23 protein-coding genes and 1 pseudogene are annotated in these 22,548 nt (G+C 33.0%); 5 read left to right on the forward strand and 19 right to left on the reverse strand.

Features of this window, described 5'->3' with window-relative positions; genetic code table 11:
- A partial coding sequence (istB, locus tag FEU33_RS07245; RefSeq protein ID WP_146549929.1) for an IS21-like element helper ATPase IstB occupies positions 1-683 on the forward strand: 683 nt, incomplete at its 5' end.
- A gap of 546 nt (positions 684-1,229) precedes the next feature.
- Here the strand turns inward: istB and FEU33_RS07250 are convergent.
- The 3 genes from FEU33_RS07250 to FEU33_RS07260 all read right to left on the reverse strand — a co-directional run bounded on the left by FEU33_RS07250 (position 1,230) and on the right by FEU33_RS07260 (position 4,791).
- A complete protein-coding gene (locus FEU33_RS07250; RefSeq protein WP_146548733.1) occupies positions 1,230-2,915 on the reverse strand; it encodes a methyl-accepting chemotaxis protein in 1,686 nt (561 codons plus the stop codon).
- 812 nt (positions 2,916-3,727) lie between these two features.
- Positions 3,728-3,952: a PspC domain-containing protein gene (locus FEU33_RS07255; protein WP_312755295.1), complete on the reverse strand. Its 225-nt coding sequence runs from the start codon at positions 3,950-3,952 to the stop codon at positions 3,728-3,730.
- A gap of 299 nt (positions 3,953-4,251) precedes the next feature.
- Positions 4,252-4,791 carry a hypothetical protein gene (locus tag FEU33_RS07260; protein ID WP_146548735.1) on the reverse strand — a complete coding sequence of 180 codons (540 nt, stop codon included), beginning with the start codon at positions 4,789-4,791 and terminating at the stop codon, positions 4,252-4,254.
- Between the two features lie 177 nt (positions 4,792-4,968).
- Here FEU33_RS07260 and FEU33_RS07265 point away from each other — a divergent pair, with 177 nt between their 5' ends.
- Positions 4,969-5,433 (forward strand): GNAT family N-acetyltransferase, encoded by a 465-nt coding sequence (locus FEU33_RS07265; RefSeq protein ID WP_146548736.1) that lies wholly within the window; start codon positions 4,969-4,971, stop codon positions 5,431-5,433.
- A gap of 100 nt (positions 5,434-5,533) precedes the next feature.
- On the opposite strand, the gene FEU33_RS07270 is transcribed toward FEU33_RS07265, so the two are convergent.
- The 10 genes from FEU33_RS07270 to FEU33_RS18745 form a co-directional block, all read right to left on the reverse strand.
- The gene (locus FEU33_RS07270) at positions 5,534-6,046 is read right to left on the reverse strand and encodes a barstar family protein (RefSeq protein WP_146548737.1); all 513 of its coding nucleotides are present in this window, start codon (positions 6,044-6,046) and stop codon (positions 5,534-5,536) included.
- A 429-nt stretch (positions 6,047-6,475) separates the two neighbouring features.
- A complete protein-coding gene (locus tag FEU33_RS07275; protein WP_146548738.1) occupies positions 6,476-6,988 on the reverse strand; it encodes a GNAT family N-acetyltransferase in 513 nt (170 codons plus the stop codon).
- Between the two features lie 23 nt (positions 6,989-7,011).
- Positions 7,012-7,524 (reverse strand): hypothetical protein, encoded by a 513-nt coding sequence (locus tag FEU33_RS07280; RefSeq protein ID WP_146548739.1) that lies wholly within the window; start codon positions 7,522-7,524, stop codon positions 7,012-7,014.
- A 161-nt stretch (positions 7,525-7,685) separates the two neighbouring features.
- Positions 7,686-8,192 (reverse strand): hypothetical protein, encoded by a 507-nt coding sequence (locus tag FEU33_RS07285; protein WP_146548740.1) that lies wholly within the window; start codon positions 8,190-8,192, stop codon positions 7,686-7,688.
- Positions 8,193-8,264: 72 nt separating this feature from the next.
- Positions 8,265-9,803 carry an NAD(P)H-hydrate dehydratase gene (locus tag FEU33_RS07290; RefSeq protein WP_186731346.1) on the reverse strand — a complete coding sequence of 513 codons (1,539 nt, stop codon included), beginning with the start codon at positions 9,801-9,803 and terminating at the stop codon, positions 8,265-8,267.
- 14 nt (positions 9,804-9,817) lie between these two features.
- On the reverse strand, positions 9,818-10,810 hold the full coding sequence (locus FEU33_RS07295) for a S66 family peptidase (protein WP_146548742.1): 993 nt from the start codon (positions 10,808-10,810) through the stop codon (positions 9,818-9,820).
- Positions 10,811-10,914: 104 nt separating this feature from the next.
- The gene (locus FEU33_RS07300; RefSeq protein WP_146548743.1) at positions 10,915-11,880 is read right to left on the reverse strand and encodes an NAD-dependent epimerase/dehydratase family protein; all 966 of its coding nucleotides are present in this window, start codon (positions 11,878-11,880) and stop codon (positions 10,915-10,917) included.
- 280 nt (positions 11,881-12,160) lie between these two features.
- Positions 12,161-12,637, reverse strand: coding sequence for an IS200/IS605 family transposase (gene tnpA, locus FEU33_RS07305; RefSeq protein ID WP_146548744.1), 477 nt, complete (start codon positions 12,635-12,637; stop codon positions 12,161-12,163).
- A 303-nt stretch (positions 12,638-12,940) separates the two neighbouring features.
- Positions 12,941-13,579, reverse strand: a complete 639-nt coding sequence (locus FEU33_RS07310) for a hypothetical protein (protein ID WP_146548745.1) — start codon at positions 13,577-13,579, stop codon at positions 12,941-12,943.
- 164 nt (positions 13,580-13,743) lie between these two features.
- Positions 13,744-13,881, reverse strand: a complete 138-nt coding sequence (locus FEU33_RS18745; RefSeq protein ID WP_186731347.1) for a hypothetical protein — start codon at positions 13,879-13,881, stop codon at positions 13,744-13,746.
- Positions 13,882-14,499: 618 nt separating this feature from the next.
- On the opposite strand from FEU33_RS18745, the gene FEU33_RS07315 reads away from it, so the two are divergent.
- The gene (locus FEU33_RS07315; protein ID WP_146548746.1) at positions 14,500-15,057 is read left to right on the forward strand and encodes a hypothetical protein; all 558 of its coding nucleotides are present in this window, start codon (positions 14,500-14,502) and stop codon (positions 15,055-15,057) included.
- 186 nt (positions 15,058-15,243) lie between these two features.
- Here FEU33_RS07315 and FEU33_RS07320 read toward each other — a convergent pair whose 3' ends face one another.
- From FEU33_RS07320 to FEU33_RS07340, 5 genes and pseudogenes are all read right to left on the reverse strand, one after another.
- Positions 15,244-15,672, reverse strand: a complete 429-nt coding sequence (locus FEU33_RS07320; protein ID WP_146548747.1) for a YugN family protein — start codon at positions 15,670-15,672, stop codon at positions 15,244-15,246.
- 83 nt (positions 15,673-15,755) lie between these two features.
- A pseudogene (locus tag FEU33_RS07325) lies at positions 15,756-15,953 on the reverse strand (TrmO family methyltransferase domain-containing protein); the annotation flags it as partial.
- A 579-nt stretch (positions 15,954-16,532) separates the two neighbouring features.
- Positions 16,533-16,844 carry a hypothetical protein gene (locus FEU33_RS07330; RefSeq protein ID WP_146548749.1) on the reverse strand — a complete coding sequence of 104 codons (312 nt, stop codon included), beginning with the start codon at positions 16,842-16,844 and terminating at the stop codon, positions 16,533-16,535.
- Positions 16,845-17,075: 231 nt separating this feature from the next.
- Positions 17,076-17,618 carry a DoxX family protein gene (locus FEU33_RS07335; protein ID WP_146548750.1) on the reverse strand — a complete coding sequence of 181 codons (543 nt, stop codon included), beginning with the start codon at positions 17,616-17,618 and terminating at the stop codon, positions 17,076-17,078.
- Between the two features lie 1,148 nt (positions 17,619-18,766).
- Positions 18,767-19,612: a helix-turn-helix domain-containing protein gene (locus tag FEU33_RS07340; RefSeq protein ID WP_146548751.1), complete on the reverse strand. Its 846-nt coding sequence runs from the start codon at positions 19,610-19,612 to the stop codon at positions 18,767-18,769.
- 172 nt (positions 19,613-19,784) lie between these two features.
- On the opposite strand from FEU33_RS07340, the gene FEU33_RS07345 reads away from it, so the two are divergent.
- Positions 19,785-19,988, forward strand: a complete 204-nt coding sequence (locus FEU33_RS07345; RefSeq protein WP_244950991.1) for a helix-turn-helix domain-containing protein — start codon at positions 19,785-19,787, stop codon at positions 19,986-19,988.
- Positions 19,989-20,027: 39 nt separating this feature from the next.
- On the opposite strand, the gene FEU33_RS07350 is transcribed toward FEU33_RS07345, so the two are convergent.
- Complete coding sequence (locus tag FEU33_RS07350; RefSeq protein WP_146548753.1) at positions 20,028-20,912, reverse strand: hypothetical protein; 885 nt, start codon at positions 20,910-20,912, stop codon at positions 20,028-20,030.
- Between the two features lie 269 nt (positions 20,913-21,181).
- On the opposite strand from FEU33_RS07350, the gene FEU33_RS07355 reads away from it, so the two are divergent.
- Positions 21,182-22,312: a TIR domain-containing protein gene (locus FEU33_RS07355; protein WP_222433411.1), complete on the forward strand. Its 1,131-nt coding sequence runs from the start codon at positions 21,182-21,184 to the stop codon at positions 22,310-22,312.
- The last annotated feature ends 236 nt before the right edge of the window (positions 22,313-22,548 follow it).

The raw sequence follows: 22,548 nt of genomic DNA on the forward strand, positions 1-22,548 counted from the left end.
AATTTGAGGAGATACCTTTTGAAAGCAAAGAACAGTTTTTACGTGATATTCTATCGATTGAAGTCAATTCCAGACAAACCACCAAAATCGCTAGACTGATAAAAAAGGCTAAATTTAGAGAGCTTAAATGGCTTAGGGATTATGAATGGTCCGACCAGCTGCACTTACCAGCAACAACCTCGAAAGAGGAAATCTGTGACCTCCGTTTTATAAAGAAAAAACAGAATCTTCTACTTTTAGGAACGCCAGGCACTGGGAAAACTCATCTAGGAACGGCTTTAGGTGTGAAGGCATGTGAACTGGGATTTGAGGTCCGTTTCTTTAGGGTGGCTGATTTGGTGGGACAATTAGAAGAAGCGATGAAAGAAGGCACCTTGCAGAGATTAAAACGACAGATTGAGAAGTGCGATTTGCTTATACTGGATGAATTGGGATACGTTCCTTTTCAAAAGCAAGGATCGGAATTATTGTTTCACATTATTGCAGACTGTTACGAGCATAAAAGTGTGATTGTAACCTCCAATTTGGAGTTTGGTCAGTGGAATCGGGTTTTTGGGGATAACCGTCTAACTTCCGCCCTTGTGGACAGACTAGTTCACCACGCGCATGTCATAGCGTTCACAGGGGAAAGTTACCGGTTGAAAAATGCCTTATCCTCCGTAAAAACGGATACTGGGATTTAATGTAAAAGAAAAGCTGCAAGCCTATGTAAATTTCTCTGCAATTTTCTGCACTTTTTGCTTGCAAAAAACACACATGATCAATCTGACTTTCTTGCCCTCTGCCACATCCAGATGAAAGCAATATACCTATTAATATCAGTAATAGACATCTACGCCCCATAACGATCACTCCCTTATTTTTTTGTATATTCATTATAGTACAATAGTCATCGATACATCCTACTTTTCGACTACTTTTTACAATTCTCTAACAATTTAATAACAAAAAATTGATTTTTATCCAAGACAGTAGTTTTTGAAACAGAAATTCATGTGTATTTTTTAATGAGATTGTCGTTTTCTAAAGAACACAAAAAACCGCCTTTTTTTATATTTGTAAATACTGATACAAAATAAAAGAAAAAGACGGTTTTTATGAACAATTAACAGATTGTCATACTCATTATAATGAGTAGAAAGGACTCTCTATTATAAAAGATAAGTTTATTTCAAAAGATGAACTGAAACATTTTACACATTATCAGAAAAACAAAGAACTCTATGATTTTACACTTTAAATTCTTGTATTTGATTTTGTAATTTGACTGCTTGATCTGTCATTTCTTTCGTTACTGAATTAATTTCTTGAATCGTTGCTACCTGTTCCTCGGTCGCTGCGGCTACTGATTCAATGGCTCCAGCAGCACTATTTGCCCCATTTGCCATTTCTTGAACGGAGGCTGATACTTCTTCGGTTGCTGCAGATACCTCTTGCGCTGCGGATGACACTTGTTCAATACGGTCTGTAATTGAATCTACTGAATCTAAAATATGTGTAAAGGCTTGCTGTGCTTCTTCAATTAACGTTACACCACTTTCTACATCGACAACTGTGGTATTAATCGATTTTTCTACATCCTCTGTATCATTTTGAATGTTATTCGTTAATTCTACAATTTCGTCTGCTGACGCTCTAGATTGTTCCGCCAATTTCCGCACTTCTTCTGCTACAACAGCGAAACCTTTACCATGTTCTCCTGCACGTGCTGCTTCAATCGCAGCATTCAATGCCAATAAATTAGTTTGATCGGTAATATCTGTAATCACCTTTGTAATATCACCGATTTTTTCAGATTGCTCTGCCAATTGACGAACACGCGTACGCGTATCATATGATGATTCTTGAATACGTTTCAACTGTTCATGTGTAGAACTTAATGTTTGTCCGCCATGTTCAGCCGTTGTTTGTGCTTCAGTTGCTTCCTGATGTACTTCCTGTGTGGAGTGGGCAATAGATTGTACACTTTTAGCTGTTTCTTCTACCGCAACCGATGTATCTTTTCCAACTTCAGAAGAGGATGTTGCAGCATTTGATACTAATTCCAATTTTTCAGCAACATCTTGAGAAGCCTTTGCTACTTCTTCCGTACTTGCCGATAATTCTTCAGCAGCTGATGTGGAGTGCTCAATATTCTCAGATACTTTCGCAATTAAATTTCGTAAACTATTTTTCATCTTGTTGAAAGATGCCCCAAGCGCACCTATTTCATCTTTTGTTTTAATTGAAATATCCGCTACTGTTAAATCTCCATCAGCGATAATATTTGCTGTATCATGAAGCAGGTTCAATGGACGAATAATAGTTCGACGTATGAATAAAATGAGGAAAACGCCAATGGCTATTGAGATCAGCAGACTAATTAATGATGTTACATTAGAAGAACTTATTGAATGTTGAATACTATTTTTGGTATTATCTAATTGTTTATGCTGATAATTTATCATTTTCTCCGAACTATTTAAAATGGCTACATTTGCTTCTTTTAAAGGACCATTAACAATTTCGGCAGCCTTTTTGTTATCTTTTTGATCAAGAGCTGTATTTAATGTTGCCATTTCATTATTAAATGAAATATTTGCCGTGTTAATCGTTTTCCAATATCCTTGCATGGTTTGACTTCGAATAAGTTTTTGTAATTGTGCAATGGAAGAGTCTAAATTTTTCGCGTATTCTTCAAGATTTTGACGATTTTCTTCATTTGGGTCTATAATAGATGCTCTCGCGTAAAGTCCTTGCATCGCCAAATCCGTACGAATTTCATCCACTACCATGATTTGTGTCACACGGTTATCGAGCGCCTCATCAACATTAGCATCGATCGATTTTAAATTCACAAAATTAAGAATAATCGAAATAATAAATAAAATAATGATTCCGTAAAATGACAAGTTTAGTTTTTTACTTATGTTCATAAAGATTTTTCCTCCAATAGGATTATAATATAATAAATATATTTATAATACAATTTTATCACTTATATAGAAATAATCACCCTCTCTTTCCTATATAAAAATAGGAATCTGTTTACATTTATGTGACTATATTCATCTTAATTTTTTCTTAGCTAGTGCACCCAATGCACTATAATTTTATCAAACCTTGTATCTACGTCAAGTCTTCAGGTATATAAAATTTTTCTTTTTTGTTCTTTACGATTCACCATTTTAGCGCTATCTACAAAACAGTGATTTGAGTACTAAAACTCATGAGTAGATTCTTAGTTGAAAATAAGTACTCAATAAATCTTTGAATAGTTTTGTAAAAATTAAATAATTACGTAATAACAAAAATTTGTTTATCTCAAAAGTAATAGAGTATAAACTTTGAAAAGTATGTTATGTACATTAAGATTTAATTTATAGATATAGATTTCAGACCCATAGAACCAATCGAAAAAAGGAGACACAAAAGCTTTACATACCAAAAAAGCATAGAATACCGATTTAATAGTATTCTATGCCCTTTATAGTGGTATAACCTTTTCACTATTCTAATCATTATTATAATTATTTAAAAAAGTTAATCTTCATCAATTATACCACAGCGTAATTGCGTCTGGATCTTGCAAGCCTGCTTGAAATGCTCCTAATTAAAATGCTGCGTGATATGCGTGCTAGCTGAAAATTTGTGTCAATATAAGTTTTCAATCATTGTGGCTGACTCTCCGCTTTCGCACAGATAAAATGCCATAGGATTTTGCGCCTTTAGCCTGAGTTCCTCTGATTCAACGATTGTTTATACCCGTTGAATCAGGATAAAGCATTTTGGGGCTGATGGGCAATATATTGGCAAGAATTATGTATAGAAGTAAAGAAAATGGAATTAAAACAAATGCTAGTCTAACCCAAAATGATGGTAAATTTAGATATTCCGCAATTCCTCCACAAACCCCAGCGATTGATCGATCTATTGCAGATCTTCTCAACTTTCGATGTTGCAAGTAAATCACCCTCGATTTCCTTAAAATTTAAAAGCTTTTCATATAAGTAGATCGTTCTTTTTCTTATAAAGATTGATCTTATAATTGATGCAATAGGTACTATTGAAACATTATTATTATTTAATCTTTCAGTGATCTATAAACAGTTCTTATATCTTCGCCATTTGAATATTCTCAGTATTTTGGACAAATCCTCATCTGATAAAATTCCTATTTTTTCCTCAAAAACTTTCCATCATACATCTTTTTCTTTCATGAATTAATGTCAATCGTAACCAATTCCTAAAGCATCCTAATAGATGTTTCAATTATACTTTTCTCTGTTTTGGCCAGATGAAGTAAGAAATTGAAAAAATGAAGTCAACCCCTAAAACAATTGCCCATATTCTTAAAACATCTAGCAAAGCCTGCGTTTGAGATGAGTTATGGATTAAGAAAATGACTAATACTAACAAGCCTGCTCCTATCAAAAATGATACTACGTGTTTGCCAAAACCTTTTAAGTAATGTTTTGCATAGTCTAAGCCATATAAACGCCCGGGTTTTATCCCATCTTTTTTTACATAGTAAAGGAACCGCTCATCCGCCCATTTAACCATACTCTTTCCAAACCCAATCGAAACACCAATATACACTGCTGCAATCGCATGTGCTACTGTTGCAGTCGCTCCATGGTATAGATCGATCCCTGCTGTAATCAATAAAGCTAAATCGATCAAAGGCGTTAAAGCTAATAAAAAAATACCTAATTTGTTTAGATTCAAAACATATCGCGTCACCAAACCTAAAATAATCACGATCCAAAACATTATTTCACAGCCGACAATCATCCATGCAATGGAATTCAAAAATTCTCCTCCTCGTAAACATACTATAAGAAACGCTACATGATATGTTGAAAATAGTATTAATGATATTTTCATCAGTAACAGTGCTATTATTCATATTTAATATACATGTTTTTCATATTATGTTAGTTTTATTATATAACAGCAGGCAGATGAGGAAAAGTGAGGGATTCAAAAATGACATTATTAGTTAAAATGGATGAATCGGATTTTCAAGATTATATCACTGACAAAGAAAAGCGATATGCAGAAACTTTATCTAGTCATACCTACGAAATAGCAGAAGACCCTAAAATTCGTGCTAAAAATCTATTAGATGGTTATCTGGCAAACGGATTTAAAACTTCATATCATGAATTCTATAAAATTGTTCATGAAAAAGAGATTTGTGGGTATGTGTGGTTAAAGATTGAAGATGAAAAAAGGAGTGCTTTTTTATATGAAATCTATTTGTTCGATCGCTATAGGGCAAAAGGAATAGGTACACAGGTCATGTCAGAAATAGAAGAAATTCTTCAGGAAAGAGATATATTATATTTCAAACTTCATGTTTTTGGGACAAATCAGAAAGCGATGAGATTATATGAAGCATTAGACTTTAAAATTGCAGGAATCAATATGTATAAAAGACTACATGAGTAGAACAAAAAGGCAAACAACATTCATAAATCGCCTATGCTGCACAGATGGGCTCAAAAAATCAATAACGACAACATCAAATTTGATGAATAGATCCATTACCTTAAAAATCCTGTAAAAACATGATGGATTCCAGATGTATTTGGCTTAAAAGCAAATCATGAGAGGCTTTACTTTCACTATAAAAAACGATGTGAAAAGGAAGGGGTGCTGCTGTAAAATGATCATACTCTCTTCCCTCATTCCATTCGATCGTTGTATTTACTAATATATCTAAAAATATCTTTAAATTCTCTTGTTTGTTTTTAAACATTGCATCTAAATCATTGATAAATAGAACATATTGTTCACAATCTAACCACTCTAAATCATTGAAACATTCGTTGAGGGCATCCCAATTATTGCCGAAGTAATTAGGAAAGCTCAACTTATTTGCCAATTCTTGAAATAACTTCTTTTCGTTGCGACATTTTTTACCTTCAATAATGGCGACAAATTTTTTAGAGTGATCCTTAAAATTTTTACACGTAGCTTCATATAATTGATTAAATATTTTTTCATTAGTAGCTATATGAAAATAAGGCTTCTCATTTTTATTAAAAATATTGATATTCATATAATACACCTCATCATGTATTTAACCATTTTAAAATTTCTTCTATTATATTTTAACAAGCTTGTTGATTATCCAATTTTCTTCACAAAATATAAGGGTATTCACTGGTTTCCGCTACGGCTTGCTCGCTTTCCTACGGGCGAACGCTGGGGGCAACAGGATGTTGGTCACGGAGTCGTTGCCACAGGACGTGGCGCCCTTAGACTCCGTTCCTTAATCGCTTCGCTGCGGGGTCTCAACTGTTCGCTTTTCCCGTGGGACATTGAATTGACTTCCTGAATCCACACCGCACGAAGGAAATGCACATGCATTTTCGAGGACTCGAGCAAGCCTTCGCTCCAATCTACATAAATGGAGCTAAAAATACATGTTTTTTTAGAATTTTGTCCAATTTATCACTTATTTTTTTCCTAATCAACACGCCTGATTTTAAAATAACTTATCATCTGTTGAAAATATATTCACTCTTTTTCCTTTTCGTTCAATTTCTCTTTCTTTCGTCATTCCTATATGAATGGCTACTTTTTGTGAGGCTAGATTACCCATTTGGATGAGAGCGATCATTTGATGCAACTGTAAGTTATTTTCTCCATATTCTTTTAATGCTTGGGCAATTTCTGTTGCGAAACCTTTCCCCCAATATGCTGGAGCAATCCAGTATCCAATTTCAATTCGTTGTTTTCCCTTAATCTCTTGAGGTACAAGCCCTGCATGTCCAATCGGTTTTCTTTCTTCTTTCCATTCAATTATTTTTAAACCATAATCCTGATGAATCGCATATGAAGCATAAATCCAATTCAAAAAGTCTCTAGCTTCTTCTGCATTTCTTGTTTTCCCGTTGCCTATATACTTCATCATCCACTCATCTGCTAAAAGAGAGGACAAAAAAGGTAGATCCGCATCCCTATAATCTCTAAGCTTCAATCTCTCTGTCTGTAACATTTAAAATACACCTCTTTCTCTTTCTAATCATCGATTCTTTCAGGCAGCCTGATGAACTGATGTCTTGCTATATTGAATGAAAGCAAATGTTGAAATTCAGCTTTGCTTAAACACATCAATACATTATTGCCATTATCTTGTGATGTAAAAATGGACTTAGCTTGATAATCATAAATATCAAAATGAAAAAATGGTGTAATCGAATCATGCTCTTCTTTCATACTCTCAATAATAAACTGAATTACTTCCTTTGATAACGCTACATGTAAAAGCATAAGCCCATCTTCAGCCGCGCACAGCTTATAGTGACGTTCAAGTTGCATAATTTCTGTGATACCGTAACTTGAAAAGAAATAATTTGACGTTGAATCACTAACATCTTCTTTCCAATATTTAAAGGAGATAGTCAGACCTTTTTGAAGGAAAAATGAGGTGATACAATTCCAATTATTTTTAGTTTCTTGTGCTCGAAGTTCATATTTATCTTCCGTATCTTCAGGATTACTATTGTCAAGCCGATAATTATAATTTTCCATTTCACAACTTCCTTAAGTTCATATCATCATAACTTGGGATTGAAACAACTCATAACATGACCCATCAAAGTGAAATTTTCCAACTTATTCTAACCGCTAATCACATAAAGTCACAAACAAACTCATAACCGCAAAGTCCATTTGCAACTTGATTAAAACCATTACCCTTCAGTTTTCTCCTCAGCGATGCTCTTTTTATCTTCCTCATCCATTTGCCACTCTTTATTTCGTGCAAAAAAGCCCAATAAAAATGCCATGAGATGAATCAGCAAAAAGCTGTTCTCGTTAAAGTACCAGCTATTGGTATAGAAATTAAAAGCTCCTTTTCCATAAATAACGGAATCTGAATTATTCCAATTTCCGTGTAAAGCATGTAAAGATCGTTCAATGAGCTGATATTCGCCTGTTATCCCTACGAATAAAATAAAGATCGTTATCAATAAAAATACCCACGCTCTCTTTAAAGGGCGGATAGCAAAATATTTTCTTCCCACAGTCCAGGTAATCAATAGACTTAAAACCAAAAAGGGAATGAGAATTGTAATCGGTATAAAAGCATCATTTCCATGTGGAGCACTTTTAGAGGGTTCTTGCGTAAAATAAAATTCAATCATCATAAAACCGAAAAATGTAATGGCCAAAGATATGTACCATGCTAAATTTCGCAAGCTCATTCTCCTTTCAAGGACAACAATCTTCAAATTTCGCAAACAGCACAGAATATTGTTGCCATCATCATCTTATAACATCTTGTTTAGAATTTTGGGAATTTCCTCGATGACAGTATTGGGTGTCACACCATAATGAGATAGCTCCTCCGCTTTACTCTCTGCGGCCATTGCATGTAAAAAAGTCGCACAAACTAAAGCTTGTTCTGGAGTTGCGCCTTGACATAATAATGATAATATCACACCTGTCAAAACATCACCGCTGCCTCCCTTACTCAATGCATCATGACCAAGTGGGTTGATCCAAGTCTTTCCTTCAGGGGTTACAATGATTGTGCGATGTCCCTTTAATAAAACATAGACATGATATTTTCCAGCAAATTGCTGGGCGATTTCCAATCTATTTGTTTCAACTTCTTTTACAGTTTTATCAAGCATTGTAGCCATTTCTCCTGGATGTGGAGTAATGATTACAGAACCATTATAATCCTTGACTAAATGCATTTGATTCCTCAAAAAGTAGAGACCATCTGCATCAAAGATTATCGTCTGACGGTCAAGTTGTTTGAATAATCCTTGGACGAACTCTTCGCCACCAGCGAATCGACTAATACCAGGTCCAAAAGCAACAGCTTTATATTTTGATAAGTCTACCTGATGCAGAGCTGTCGGTGTAAAATGTCCGTCTTCTGCTTTTAAAGGTAAAAATAGAGCTTCTGGAAGTTGGACAGCAGCAATTTCGTAATTACTTTCCGGTATTGCTAAAGAAACCAAGCCAATCCCTGAATGAAAGGCTGCTTTTGCGGAATAAATAGGTGCACCAACATATGGCTTTGAACCACCTATGACTAAGCCATGACCAAATGTTCCTTTATGCCCATTGGAAGGTCGTTTTGGTAGCTGTGCAAAAACATCACTATCTGTGATTAAATGAGGTAATTCAAGTTTTAACTTTTTGACTGATGATGGGGGAACTGAAATATCAACCACTTTCCAATCACCAATGTATTTAGGTCCATCCTGCAAAAAGAAGCCCTTCTTCGGCATCACAAATGTAACTGTTTGATCAGCTTTTACCGCAAATTCTTCTACAAGCCCATCATCTGCTTGTACACCCGATGGAATATCCACAGACAGAACGAATGCTGTAGACTCATTGACCAGTTGAATGACGGAACGATAAGGTTCTTTCAGCATGCCCTGAGTACCTGTTCCAAGCATGGCATCTACAATAATCGTAGCACATTTTAGTTTTTCACGAAGTTTCTCGAAATTTTCTGTTGTTAAGTGGGCATAAGGTAATTCACGATTTCGATAAATGGTAAAGTGTGTTAAAGCATCACCTTTCAGCTTTTCCTCATCAACCAGTAAGCAAAGCTCAACATTTAAACCGCGATCATAAAGTTTTCTTGCAATGACAAAGCCATCCCCACCATTGTTTCCTGCACCGGCCAACACGACAATTTTTGCTTCAACATCTTCATAATGTTTCAATAATGTTTCCACAACTGCTGATCCCGCATTTTCCATTAAAATAGTCCCTGGCAGACCTAATGTCTCAATTGTATATTGATCTAAAGCTTGTAAATCTTTTTGACCACCTATGTACATAAAACCACTCCCAATCAAAACCAATTTTCCACTAATATCACTTTCTTTTCTGTCGCATTCAGTTCGACTTGCCGCCCCAATGGCATTGAATGCAAGGGATGTGTATGACATGAATCAAAATCCGCTAAAATAGGTATATCTCGTCCATCAAGTTGTTCCAATAAAATTTCGTATGGCTTCCTACCTGTTCCTAAATCATCATATTGCTCATGCTTCCCCAATATAATACCGGAAACCTTGTCCAAAATGCCATGTAGTTTTAACATCGCAAAATTTTTTTCAACAATTGCAGCTGTTTTAGTTGTATCTTCTATTAATAGAAGATCTCCCTCTTCAATGATTGGGAAATATTCAGTACCGATCGTGCCATACATCGTGTTTACATTCCCACCTACTAGTCTACCTTGTGCAATCCCCTTTTGCACACAAATCCACTTATTCCTATACAATTTCTTTTCAATTGTTTTCTCTAGCCAATTTACTTTCTCATCAGACCATTGTTCAGGCATTGGTACAATATAAGGTGTTTTCTGTTTTTCCATAAACATCTCTTGAAAATAGTGCATGGTATCATCGATTAATGGAGGAAATTCACCTAAAGTAGAGGCAACGGAAGGACCGTAGAAAACAGGAATTCCAGTTTTCCTGTATAGGGCTAATAAGATAGCCGTCACATCAGATAAACCAACGATCATTTTCGGATTTTTTCTAAACGCTTCATAATCGATATAGGGTAGAATACTATTCGCGTTTGTCCCCCCCATAGATGGCATAATCATCTTTACTTCTTGATCAAGAAGTAATGCGTTCAATTCTTCTGCTCGCTCTTTTGGCGTACCCGATCTATAATGATCTTCTTTTCCTGTTAGTATTCCTTCTTTTACTTTTAAGCCCAGCGATTGAAGTCTTTCTTTTCCTCTGACATAGCGTTCGAAAGCCATCACCGAAGCTGGTTTAGAAGGAGAAAACACACCAACTGTATCGCCTTTTTCCAATGGTTGAAACATACAAGCCCTCATTTCTCTATTCACAACAATTGGTACTATTATAAATGAATTTTCTTGCTATGCCAAAGATGTTTACTATTTTCATAAAATACTTGTTTCTTATTCTAATTTGTTTTGTACATCATCACTTTCTCTAATTGCGGGAACTGATGATACTTTCTTTCAAATTCCTGATAACCAAACCATCTATAAGCTCTTTCTAAACCTTCTTTTAAAGAAATAGTGGGTATAGATAATCCAAAATCCTGCAATTTTTGCGTATCTAATAGATACGTAATATCTCGAAATGGAAAAAACGCTTTACTAGTGATACCTAAAAAATCTAAATCTTTTTGTGAAACTTGAATCGTTGATACTTCTGTACTTGTCACATCTTGAAGCACCTGCATTAGTTCATGCCAAGTATATATGTGAGGATTTGTTATGTTAAAGACTTCTCCATTCGTTGCCTCATTTGTCATTGCTTGAAGCGTAATCATCACTAAATCGTCAATATGGATAAATTGGGTTTGTCCATTTCCTGTATCGGGATATGGTATTGGTAATTGATCCTCAATCCTTTGAAAAAAATAAGATTCTCGATATAAATTATTTCCCTCTCCATAGATATAGGTAGGTCTGAATATTAAAATAGGAAGATTTTCTTGTTTGTGCGCTTGCAATAATAGTCGTTCTACATCTCTTTTCTCAGTCCCATAGTTTCCCCAATTTGGGTTGAAACCAATCTGAGCATCCTCAGATAAAATGGCTGTAGACGGTATATAGACTCCACCAGTGCTCATAAAAAAATAGCGTTTTAATCTTGAACGATCCATAATTTTTACTATTGGCTTGATGTCTTCGATTGTATACGCTGAAATATCAAAAATATAGTCATATGTATGGTGTTTCAAGTGCTTTTCTAAAGCAACTGCATCTCTTCTATTGCATTTAAAGTGATGTCGGTACCCTTTTGTGGTAATTGGCTTAATACCCCTAGTGACCAAATCAACTGTAAAACCTTCAGCTATAAGTTTTTCTAAATAAGCTCTTCCTACAAATTCACTGCCTCCAAACAATAAAACGTCCATTGTGGTCTCCTTTATGTATAATCGATGGTTGAAACTAACTTTCTGTTCTTTTCATTTTACCATTTATCAATCAAATTAGGTTTATATTTTAACACATGCATTGATTATCCAATTTCACATCACAAAATAGTTCATTTCTTTGATAAAGTAATCAAAACCACCAGTATAACTGGTGGTTTGCTCTGCGCGTGAAACGCTGGGGTACTGGCCCATGTCTAAAGACATACTGAAAGATCCGCCAACCGCACTCCGTTCTCACACTACCACTAAAGTGGTTCTATTATTTCCTCTTTTTAGGTTTTATTTCCTCACCTGTGAAAGGATCAATGAATTCTTTCATCGTCATTTGATCCTCCAAAATATCTTCCTGTAATTGATTTTTTATATACTCTTGAATCACTTTCCTATTCCGGCCTACTGTATCTACATAGAATCCTCGACACCAAAACTTCCGATTGCTATACTTATATTTTAAGTTTGCGTGTCGGTCAAAAATCATTAAACTACTTTTTCCTTTTAAATATCCCATAAAGGATGAAACACTTAATTTTGGTGGAATACTTACCAACATATGAATATGGTCAGGACAAGCCTCTGCTTCTATTATTTCAACGCCTTTTCTGTCACATAATTGGCGTAATATTTTCCCTACATCTGCTCTTATCTTTCCATATATAATTTGTCTTCTATATTTTGGTGCAAAAACAATGTGATACTTACAATTCCATGTTGTATGTGCTAAACTTTTATTATCCATTTGGATCCCCTTTCGTACAGAGTCGGTTGGCTAGACCTCACTCCATTGTACGACCGGGGTTTTTTTATTGTCCATAGCTAAAAGCTTTTTAGAACCCCTCGCATAGCAAGGGGTTTTCAATTCTACAAAAATTCACCCAGTAGGATCTTTTTCATCCCTACTGGGTGTTAGTTGAACCAATCGAACTTATACAAGATAGTAGATCTCACACTAATCGTCCTAATTTTACTGTAGCCTTGATGTGAGGATCTAATCGCCCATTCATGCAAAATAAATGTAAAGGAATGGGCTGTCCGATATTTTTTAGCTATTATTTTTGATCTTTTGCATTAATCCCCCATCATCTAAGTATGTGATTTCACTAATCTTTCCTTTTTCAGGAAGTGTTACGATTCCTTTAACATTATAATCCTTTTCCGTACCACCATTTTTTTGATATTTTACTTTTACGATAAAATCATAACCTTGTTCATCGTCTTTATTCTTTTTAATTGAAATATCATTCACTTTAATATGGACATCTTTTGATTGAAGAGTATATTTAAAAGCCGAACTGATGAAAAATTTTTCAAATCCTGCTTCAGTAAAGGAAGATTTATATAAACCTTCAATGTATTTATATAGTTCACTCCCACTTGATGCCTTTACAACTTTTTCACCACCAACTATCGTAAAATTTTTGGTGTTTTGAATGATTTTGTTATACTTCAGTTTTGGACTTGTAAATTCAGATGTTAGAACATGTTCAATCGAATCTACACTTTTTTGATCTATAATTTTATCATTTTCTTCTACAATGACCTTATCTGCTTGAACAAGCTGATCTTTTACCAATTGGTCACTTTGCGAACAACCAGTCCCTATCAATAGCACAAAAATCAAAATACTTAAACCAACAAAACTTTTTAATACGAAAAATTTTTTGAATAACCTATTTAGCATTAAACATCACCTTTCATTTTTCATTCATTTTCAGTAAAATCTTCTTCATATTTTCTTTTAACTAGCGATCCAGCTTTTTTTGAACTAATCCCCATGGTTATTTCACAAAGACTAAATTTTAAGAGATATGTTTGTAGTTTTCAATTTGATAAAGTGAAACTCCATCAGTGGGGGTTTTCTTCATCCCCCACTAAAATAAAGGAACTCAGGTTAAAAGCGCCATGTCCTGTGGCAACACCTGAGGGACCAACATCTTGTTGGCCCGAACCAATCGGACTTTTACGGGCAGTTGATCCTCCCATCTATCTTTTTCGTTTCTCTCTAATCTTGAGATGGGGGTCTTACTGCCCGTTAAAGTGGGATAAAGTGAAACTTCATACAATGAAGACTTTCTTGATCCTCAACCTATCTATTTGAGTCTTAAAATAGGGACTGTCTGTCGTTCATATAGGATAAATGATTGTATTTTGTTGTTCTACATCCTATTGAGAATTTAGCGTCAGTATCATTACAAAAGAGTTAAATATCGCCACGTTTTTGAAATGAATTTGTAACACAATTGCAATTTATAGGAATTAGAAGCTATAAACCAGGCTTTTTAAAGCTTGGTTTTGAGGATCATGTAATAGGTTACATTTTGAAAAGATTTTAAAAGAGGTATTCAAAAAATTTATCTCGTCAAGGAAATATCTAAAATTTTCCCTTTACTAACCTTTCTAAAACAACGGATTGAATAATATGATACAGTATCAGCCATTATTTTAATGATCATGATTCGAAAAAGGACGGTAGAATTGTGTATGAAATATTTGCGGCTTATCTATTTTTTTATCCTTGTTTTTTGCTTTTGGTACTCCATTAATCTAGAAAAAATATTTTTTATAGAAAAACAAAATATAGTTCAAAGCAGAATCGCACCAATGACTGAATTTGAAGTTGAATCTTTCCATTCAACGCCCAATAGAAATATTACCTTACGTGAAGCCATTATGCTTTCCATTGAACAAGGAAAAGCATACGATCACACGCCTGAACTAATCAGCATTTCTAGTGTCAATAACAAAGAAACAAGTGGTAAAGGAGGAAAGAAGCCAAATTGGAATAGCATGATCAGTCTCCCAAATGCACAATATCGTATGAATGTCATCATTGAAAATGGAAAACTAAAAAAATACATCCTATTAGATGCATCCGATGACAAACCCATTAAAAATCAAGATATAAGCGTTGATAGTGATAAATTGATCAACTTGGCGATCAAAAAATATGGTCTTAAAGCCATTCATTCTAAAAAATCTTCTTCTGATGACTATCATTTTCAAATTCAACGAAATGATGAGCAGGAGCCTGTTTTCATCATTGAAGGAAAAACAAAAAAAGGAAAATATATGGAAATATATTTTAATCCCTTCAACGGTAAATATTTAGGAAAAGGTATTAAAGAACAAGCAGATTTGGATGAAAAAACTGGTAGCTAATAGGCTTATTCCGAATACTTTTCGTATGATTCAATCTTCCTTTTGCCATTTTTATGTATAGCCGCATCCTAAAGTGAAACTTCACTTTATGGCGGTTTCATCCCAAGCTTTTGTCCCCCGCTTATACCTTTTACTGAATTCTCGATACGGGGGACTTGCTGCCTATTCATGAGGGATCAATCTGTCTTAAGATACTAAATCTGTTTCCAACGAATTCAGCATTTCATCAATTTTTTGTTCTCCAGCTTGGACCCACTGATTTTTATCTTTAATTTCCCCATCTTTGTCGATAGGTTCTTGGAACTGACTAAGTCCTCCAGTAACCGTTAGCAATGAATTTTCATCGTAATCTAATCCAAGATTCACGACATGCTTAATCACAAAAGGTCTTTCAAATTCAATATAGGCAGAATGATGATCTAATTCCCCATCTATAACACGAAAAGGCATCCGTAGATAAATGGTTTCGCCATCTTTCCGATGAAGAATGGAATCGAATTTTCCTTCATGATATTCAAAATTAGAGCAAAAACTACAACCAAAACGTTCAAAACTATCTCGAATGTACCCAAATTCTGCTTTTTTACCTTCAATACTGGATTCAAATTGAATCATGATTTCACCTCTGTAAGAATTATCTCTTCTTATTCTTGACAAAAAAATGAATATCATTCAAAACGAATTAAAGTATTTCTTTTTTATGCCAATATTGTTTCATTCATTAATGAGGTAGTCCCTTCTGGTTGAATAACTGTTCCTTTTGGCAAAAACTCTTTCATTACAGGTTTTATATCAATAATGGATGTTCCATCAATCGCATCCAAACCCTTTACTAAAATTTGATTTTCTTTCACACTTAAAAGTTCAACCATGGTAGTGCCTAATTTATTTGTTTTTATCAGACATTTTTAATTATCCAATTTTATCCATTTTGATATAGAGGATTTGCTGATTTCCGCTGCGGTTTGCTCGCTTTCCTGCGGGCGAGCGCTAAGCCGCTTCCTCGCTACGCTCGTGCAGGGTCTCAGCTGTCTCGCTTTTCCCGCGGGAGTCGAGCAACCCTCCGCTCCAATCTACATAAATGGAACTAAAAAATATATTTTTTAGGATTATGTCAAATACATTTTCCAGTTTCTTCTTAACCTTAATCAACCCATCTGAAATTTTATAGCACAAATATCATTAGGTAAATGAATGATAAATTAATATTTTTATAAGAATTTATTATAATTAAATTTAATTCCATAATGCATTTTTGAGGAGTCGAACAAGCTGCAGCTAAAATTTATATACATGAAGCTAAAAATACAATATTCTTTAAGATGGAGCCAAATATTCACCCTGATTTTTTCCTAATTAACATACTTTTTTTATATAATTTTGGCACTAAAAGTTTTTCAATTTATCCAATAGTTTTGTCATACTCTGAATATGTTTGTGCACTTATTTTCATAATAAATGTTCAATTCTCATTTTTATTGATGATCATGTTCCTCACAATCACAAGCATCCGGAAAAACATAGCCATCTAAAACAAGCTCTACTTCTTCCCCACTATCATCAATCCCAATCGTTACATCTTTCAAATCATCAACAACAGCTTGTTCAATAGCAATCCTTATATGTTCAACAATTTCTATCTTGTCTCCATCTTCTGCAGGCTCGAACTCAGCTGTCAATGTTGGATGACAGCAGCCAGCCAAATTATAAAATCGTAAAGTATCTTCCTTTTTTTCTGCCATTTCTTTTTTTAAAAAAGAGGCCGCTTGTTCTGTCATTTTCATCATCTATACCTCCAAAATTTGAAAATAGTATCATCATAGTTCTATTGTGGCCACTCCTTTTTTACTTCATACATGCTCAAAAGTTAATTGACCTAATTGGAAGAATAATGATTTAAATAAACTAAACGGATTGACACCAACAAACTGGCATCAATCCGTTTTGATCAAACATCCTAACATGCTATCTAATTCGATAATAGATTTTCAATACTAATATTCACACTTACTCGTTCATCATTTTATACTAGCTGATGGTTGTGATGAACCTGAATGATTCCCCAAATGCAATTTCTCTTTTACAAAGCGACGAATGAATGGAATGACCCAATAATCTCCGCCGATTTTACCGGCATTGAATCCACTGAAAAGTAAAATAGATCCTAGTAAAATATAAAGTGGATTGACTGAAACTGTACCAGCGAACAGATATATGAAATTCATAAACAGCGCAAAGAAAGTAGCCGCAGTTGTCAGAACACCAAATATTAATCCAAGCCCTATCAGAAATTCTCCCCACGCCACAAAAAAGCTAAACAATTGTGCATGTGGCAATGCAATATTTTCGATAAATCCATTAAACACTGGATATAAAACATCTTTTTCTGGGCCAAGCACAGGATTTTTAACAACATTTTGCATATATCCTGCCGCATTAAAAGGACTCGAATCTCCCCACACTTTTGAAAAACCATCTAAAAGCCACTTGTATCCAAGATACAGACGAATCAATAACAAAACAACAGATGCATATTTATTTGTTCTTAACCAATGTACCATAACTTCATCCACTCCCAAAATATAATTCAACATTTTACTCTTTGAGCATCGTCATGCCCCTACTACAGAAAAGTAGATCTACTAAAATGGTATATTCCATGGGATATATTTACTACAAATAAATTATATCGCAGTTCTTACTAATGCAGAAGCTTTTTTAGGACATTTTACTCAACTTTTAGACAAATGTTACAAAATATCAACAAATTATTTGACTAATATCTCTACAATGTATGTTCAAAACATCAACCATTTATTATAAATCGAAAGAACTAATTTATAAAAATAGATGAATATTAAATTATCAAATGTAAATAAAAACAGGAGCTTAAAGAGATCAACTAAGGAGGCCACTGAAAAAGTGTAGTAACACAATAATTTATAGTATATATATGATATTAATTGAAGTGGAATTAGCTTCGCTTTCCGTGGGCAAACTGCCGAGCCTCCTCGTCCGCTCGCTTCCTGCAGGGTCTCGTCTAGTCCGTTTTCCCACAAGAGTCTACGCTAATTCCACTTCAACAAAGTAGTAATATCGGATTTTTATGATAAAAAATTAGCTTTTTTTACTTTTTCGGTGGCCTCCTTAACTAAGTATGGTCTCTTTTTAGTCACTACCGTCGCATTAAAACCATGAATGACAAGAGTATATCTCTGTTATTATGGAAAATGGCTTATGAAGAGGCATATACAAAAATTTATTTATGAAGAAATGGTTCTCTCCATCCCTGCCTATTCAACAAACAGCCAGATTGTTGAGTAATCCTTAATAGTGTTTAAATGTTGTTATAATGTGCCAATTGAATTCAGATAAGGTTCGTAACATTAGTTGTAGCATAACTTTCATCAAGTCTAGATGTTGCCGATTCTTCCCCAAATGATCAAGTGGATGTGTAACTTGTGTAGTAAATGTGCAGTGGTGATAAAAAAGTCGCGAGAACTAATAATAACGCCAAAAATAAAAATTCCTTATAGATGCTTATATATCAGCATCTATAAGGAATTAAAACATTGTTTATAAAACTTGCTTTTGCTACAATATGCCGACTAAGAGAATCGAACTCTTATCAATGGAGTTGATTTTATAAGGTTTTACTACGGCATGAGTAACATTTTGAGTAACGGGTACATTTCTGTACTCGTTATTTTCATGTATTCAACCAATCATATTTACATATATCAAATGGTGGCTTATTTTCACTTAGATCCAATTCGCTAGAGTCTTTTTGTTTAGTAGATAGCCAATTATACCTTATAAGGTTCAAATGTCTGTCACGTCTTTCTATAGCTTTATTATAAGCACCTTCTATCAATGACCTCACGCTTGAAATTATACGCAAATGAGATAGTAAATCTAATGCTACTTTCTTGATCGTATCTTTTGCCACTATAAAATCTTCATTAGAAGTCATTTGAATAGCTAGTGATATTTCGTAAGCTGAGTTCAATACACTATCTCTAAATGGCATCATACGAATGAACTCATACAACAATTGCTGATACTTATTTCCATATTGTTCAATCAGATTCCCCTTATCGTCTATATTATTATTTGTTAGTGCTTGTTTTTTTAAAGAGTGTAATGGTTGACTTTCAAGATTCCTATCGCAATTCTTACTCTCCGTTACATTGTCAGATTCTTCACGCTCAGACATTTTCGGTGGGACATTACAAGGTAAAATTATAAATATGTTTGCACCTTGACCACCTTTTCCACGTACTGTAGTTTCTTTTTTGATAATACTTAATGACTCCAATTTCTTGATGGCTCGATATACTGTTTTCGTACTAATCTCTAATGCGGTAGCTATTGTAGATGCTTTAAGATGACACGCTCCTGGATAATCAAGACTATGTGATGCAATTTTATATAAAATAGAACGTTCGCTAGCTGTTAAATTGTAATAGTGTACTTGGATATGCTTGTCCACTTCTTGATCCATTTCGTCAATTGATTGAAAGGTTATGTACTGTTTTAGATATTCAAATGCCATTTATATCACCTCACCTTCGTTATAAAATCATCTATTAATGATAATATATAACTAAAAAGTGATAATGTAAAGTGATTTATAATTATTTAGTGATAATTTATTTACATATAATTATGTGGAAGTGTATAATATCAATAATTAGAAAAAGGTGAAATAGGTGAAATATATGAGTATGGCTAAGAAAATTAAAATGTTATTGATTGAAAAGGAAATGAATATATCAGATTTAGCTGATAAAATTGGAACATCTCAACCAAACCTTTCTAATAAGCTAAAGCGTGATAATTTTAACGAAAAAGAATTGATTGATATTGCAAATGCTTTAGATGTTGTTTATGAAGCAAATTTCATATTAAAAGATGGACGTAAAATTTAAATAAATCAAATAAAAAAGTAGCCAAAACTGGCTACTCTATTATTCTTGAATTGTTGTTAAAATTCCATCTTCAAAATATAGATATTTATAATCAGGATATACCCATTGTTCACTAACTCCGTACGATGATGTAGTTTTATTTATCTCTTGTGGTTTACCCCATGTTGATTCTAAAACTTCTTCATTAGTCATACCAATGGCTGGATCGACTCTATTACTATTTTCTAACTCCTGTTCAATTTCCCTTTGATGTTGCTCATAAATTGATTCCCATTCCATTTTATCAATTGGTAATACTCCACTCTTCGCATAATAACTATCATCTGTAATTGCTTTTACAATATCGTTTTTCAATCTTCCATTATAATTTGGATTAACAAAAGTCGCCAATTCATAAGATGGGTTTTCTGAGTTTTCTTCATTTTGAAGATATATGACATAATGATACAATGTTGATCCTTCCGCATCTTCTTCTATTATATTATTACTTTTATATAAGATTTCTAAATCATTATAATTTTTTTGAGAAATATAATTTTCCATTTTATCTAATAATTCTTCTTTTTTATCTTCTAAAAAATTTTTCAAATCCTTTTTTGATTTATCTCCAAAAGCCATTGAATTTTCAATAGTGTCACGATTTTCATATAAAAAAGAATAATTATCCATTTTTATTAATTCACTCAAGAAATCTGCACTCAATTTCTTAACTTTTTTATTATCTGTATCTTCAAAATTATTTAATTCAGATAACAATTCTTTATATTCTCTTTGATTTAATAATTTTTCTAACTTTTTAATTTCTGTTGAATCATTTATTTCTTGGTTATTACTTGCCTCCGATGTTCTAACTGTATCGCTTTCATTACAAGAGGTTAAAATAAGTGAAAATAATAATAAAAGAAGTAATATAGACTTATTCATAAATAATATCACACTCCCATTTCTCTTTTAAATAAATGATAACATTAGAAAAATAGGATATAAATAGTAATTATATGATATTAAAGTACATTAATTAATTCAGTAAAAAAGTATTCAAAAACTGATGGTATAAAATAAGATTCTAATAGTGAGATACTTTTTCACTTCTGAACTTACTTAACTTTATTTTTACTTTTATTATCAAATAATCATTTATCATGGTATAATAGTAATAAATAACTATATTTATAATGTGTTTCAAAGAATTTATGAATGGACTGAGTAACATTATAGAAAACGAACTAAAATTTTCAACCCTTTATGATCACTATAAAGAAACTATATCTTATCTCAAAAGTGACTTAATCAAAAGGGACAGGGTAACTCTCTATATATTTTTATTGTTGATAAGCTATTTCTTAGTAGAATTAAAACCATTAGATTCCGTTTTACTTGCTAATAAATGGGTTGAAAAAAAAGTAGGATTTGAATTAAATATAAATTATAATATTTTGATTACTGCCTTATTATTACTTTTACTCAATTTTGCAATTAAATATTTTCAAATATGTATGAATATTGAAAGACAGTATAAATATATACATACTCTAGAAAATAGTTTAAATACTTTCAGTGGAAGTAAATTGATAACCAGAGAGGGTTATTCTTATTTAGAGGAATATCCTCTTTTATCCGCTTTAATACACAGAATCTATTATTTCTTACTACCTATAGGAATAATATTTGCAATGGGTATAAAAGTTTTTTCAATTTTGAAAAATGGATTAGATTTTGTTTCAATCATAAATGTATTACTTAGTCTTTTAATTATATTATGTACTATACTGTATCTGTTATTTGTTTATAGAGATATTGGAAATGTTAAACTTCTAAATGAAAATGTAAAAAAATTATTTGTTTATATAAAATTGTACAAAGAAGAAACAGAAGCTAATGAGGAGGTAATAAATAATATGGCAAAGAAAAAGGTATGCATAAGTTTTGACTATGAAAATGATAAACATTATAAAAATTTGTTATCTGCATGGGATAAAAACACTGATTTTGAATTTTCCTTTAATGATTTAACCCCCAGTGAGATAAACAGTGATGATTATAGTAGAGTGAAAGCGGTATTAACCCAAAAAATTAATTCAGCAACTTATTTATTAGTTATAATAGGGAAACATGCCAACGATAAGCACCCAAGAAGTATTGAAATAGGTGATAAAAATTGGATAAATTGGGAAATAAACAAAGGAAAAGAATTAGGAAAAAAATTGATTGCAGTAAAATTAGATAATTCAAATGAATCTCCGTCTGCAATACTAAATTCTGGAGCTTCATGGGCAAAAAGTTTTACACAAGAAAGCATAATAAATGCTTTAAATAAGGCATAAAAACTTATATTAAACAAATAATTTTTTAGGAGCTGGAAGTGCTCCTTTTTTAATAGTTTGAATAACTTATTAGAATCAATCTTCAATATTTTTCATCTCCTATCCATCTTTTTAATATTCAACAAGATAAAAAACTTAAAATTCACAATAATTATCATTAAATCTAAAATTAAAATAAATATGTTGATTAAATGCCAAGTCAATTATATCTGTATTTCTGAAATACGACATTCTGT

This window comes from Rummeliibacillus suwonensis, assembly GCF_007896435.1.
Taxonomy (GTDB): domain Bacteria; phylum Bacillota; class Bacilli; order Bacillales_A; family Planococcaceae; genus Rummeliibacillus; species Rummeliibacillus suwonensis.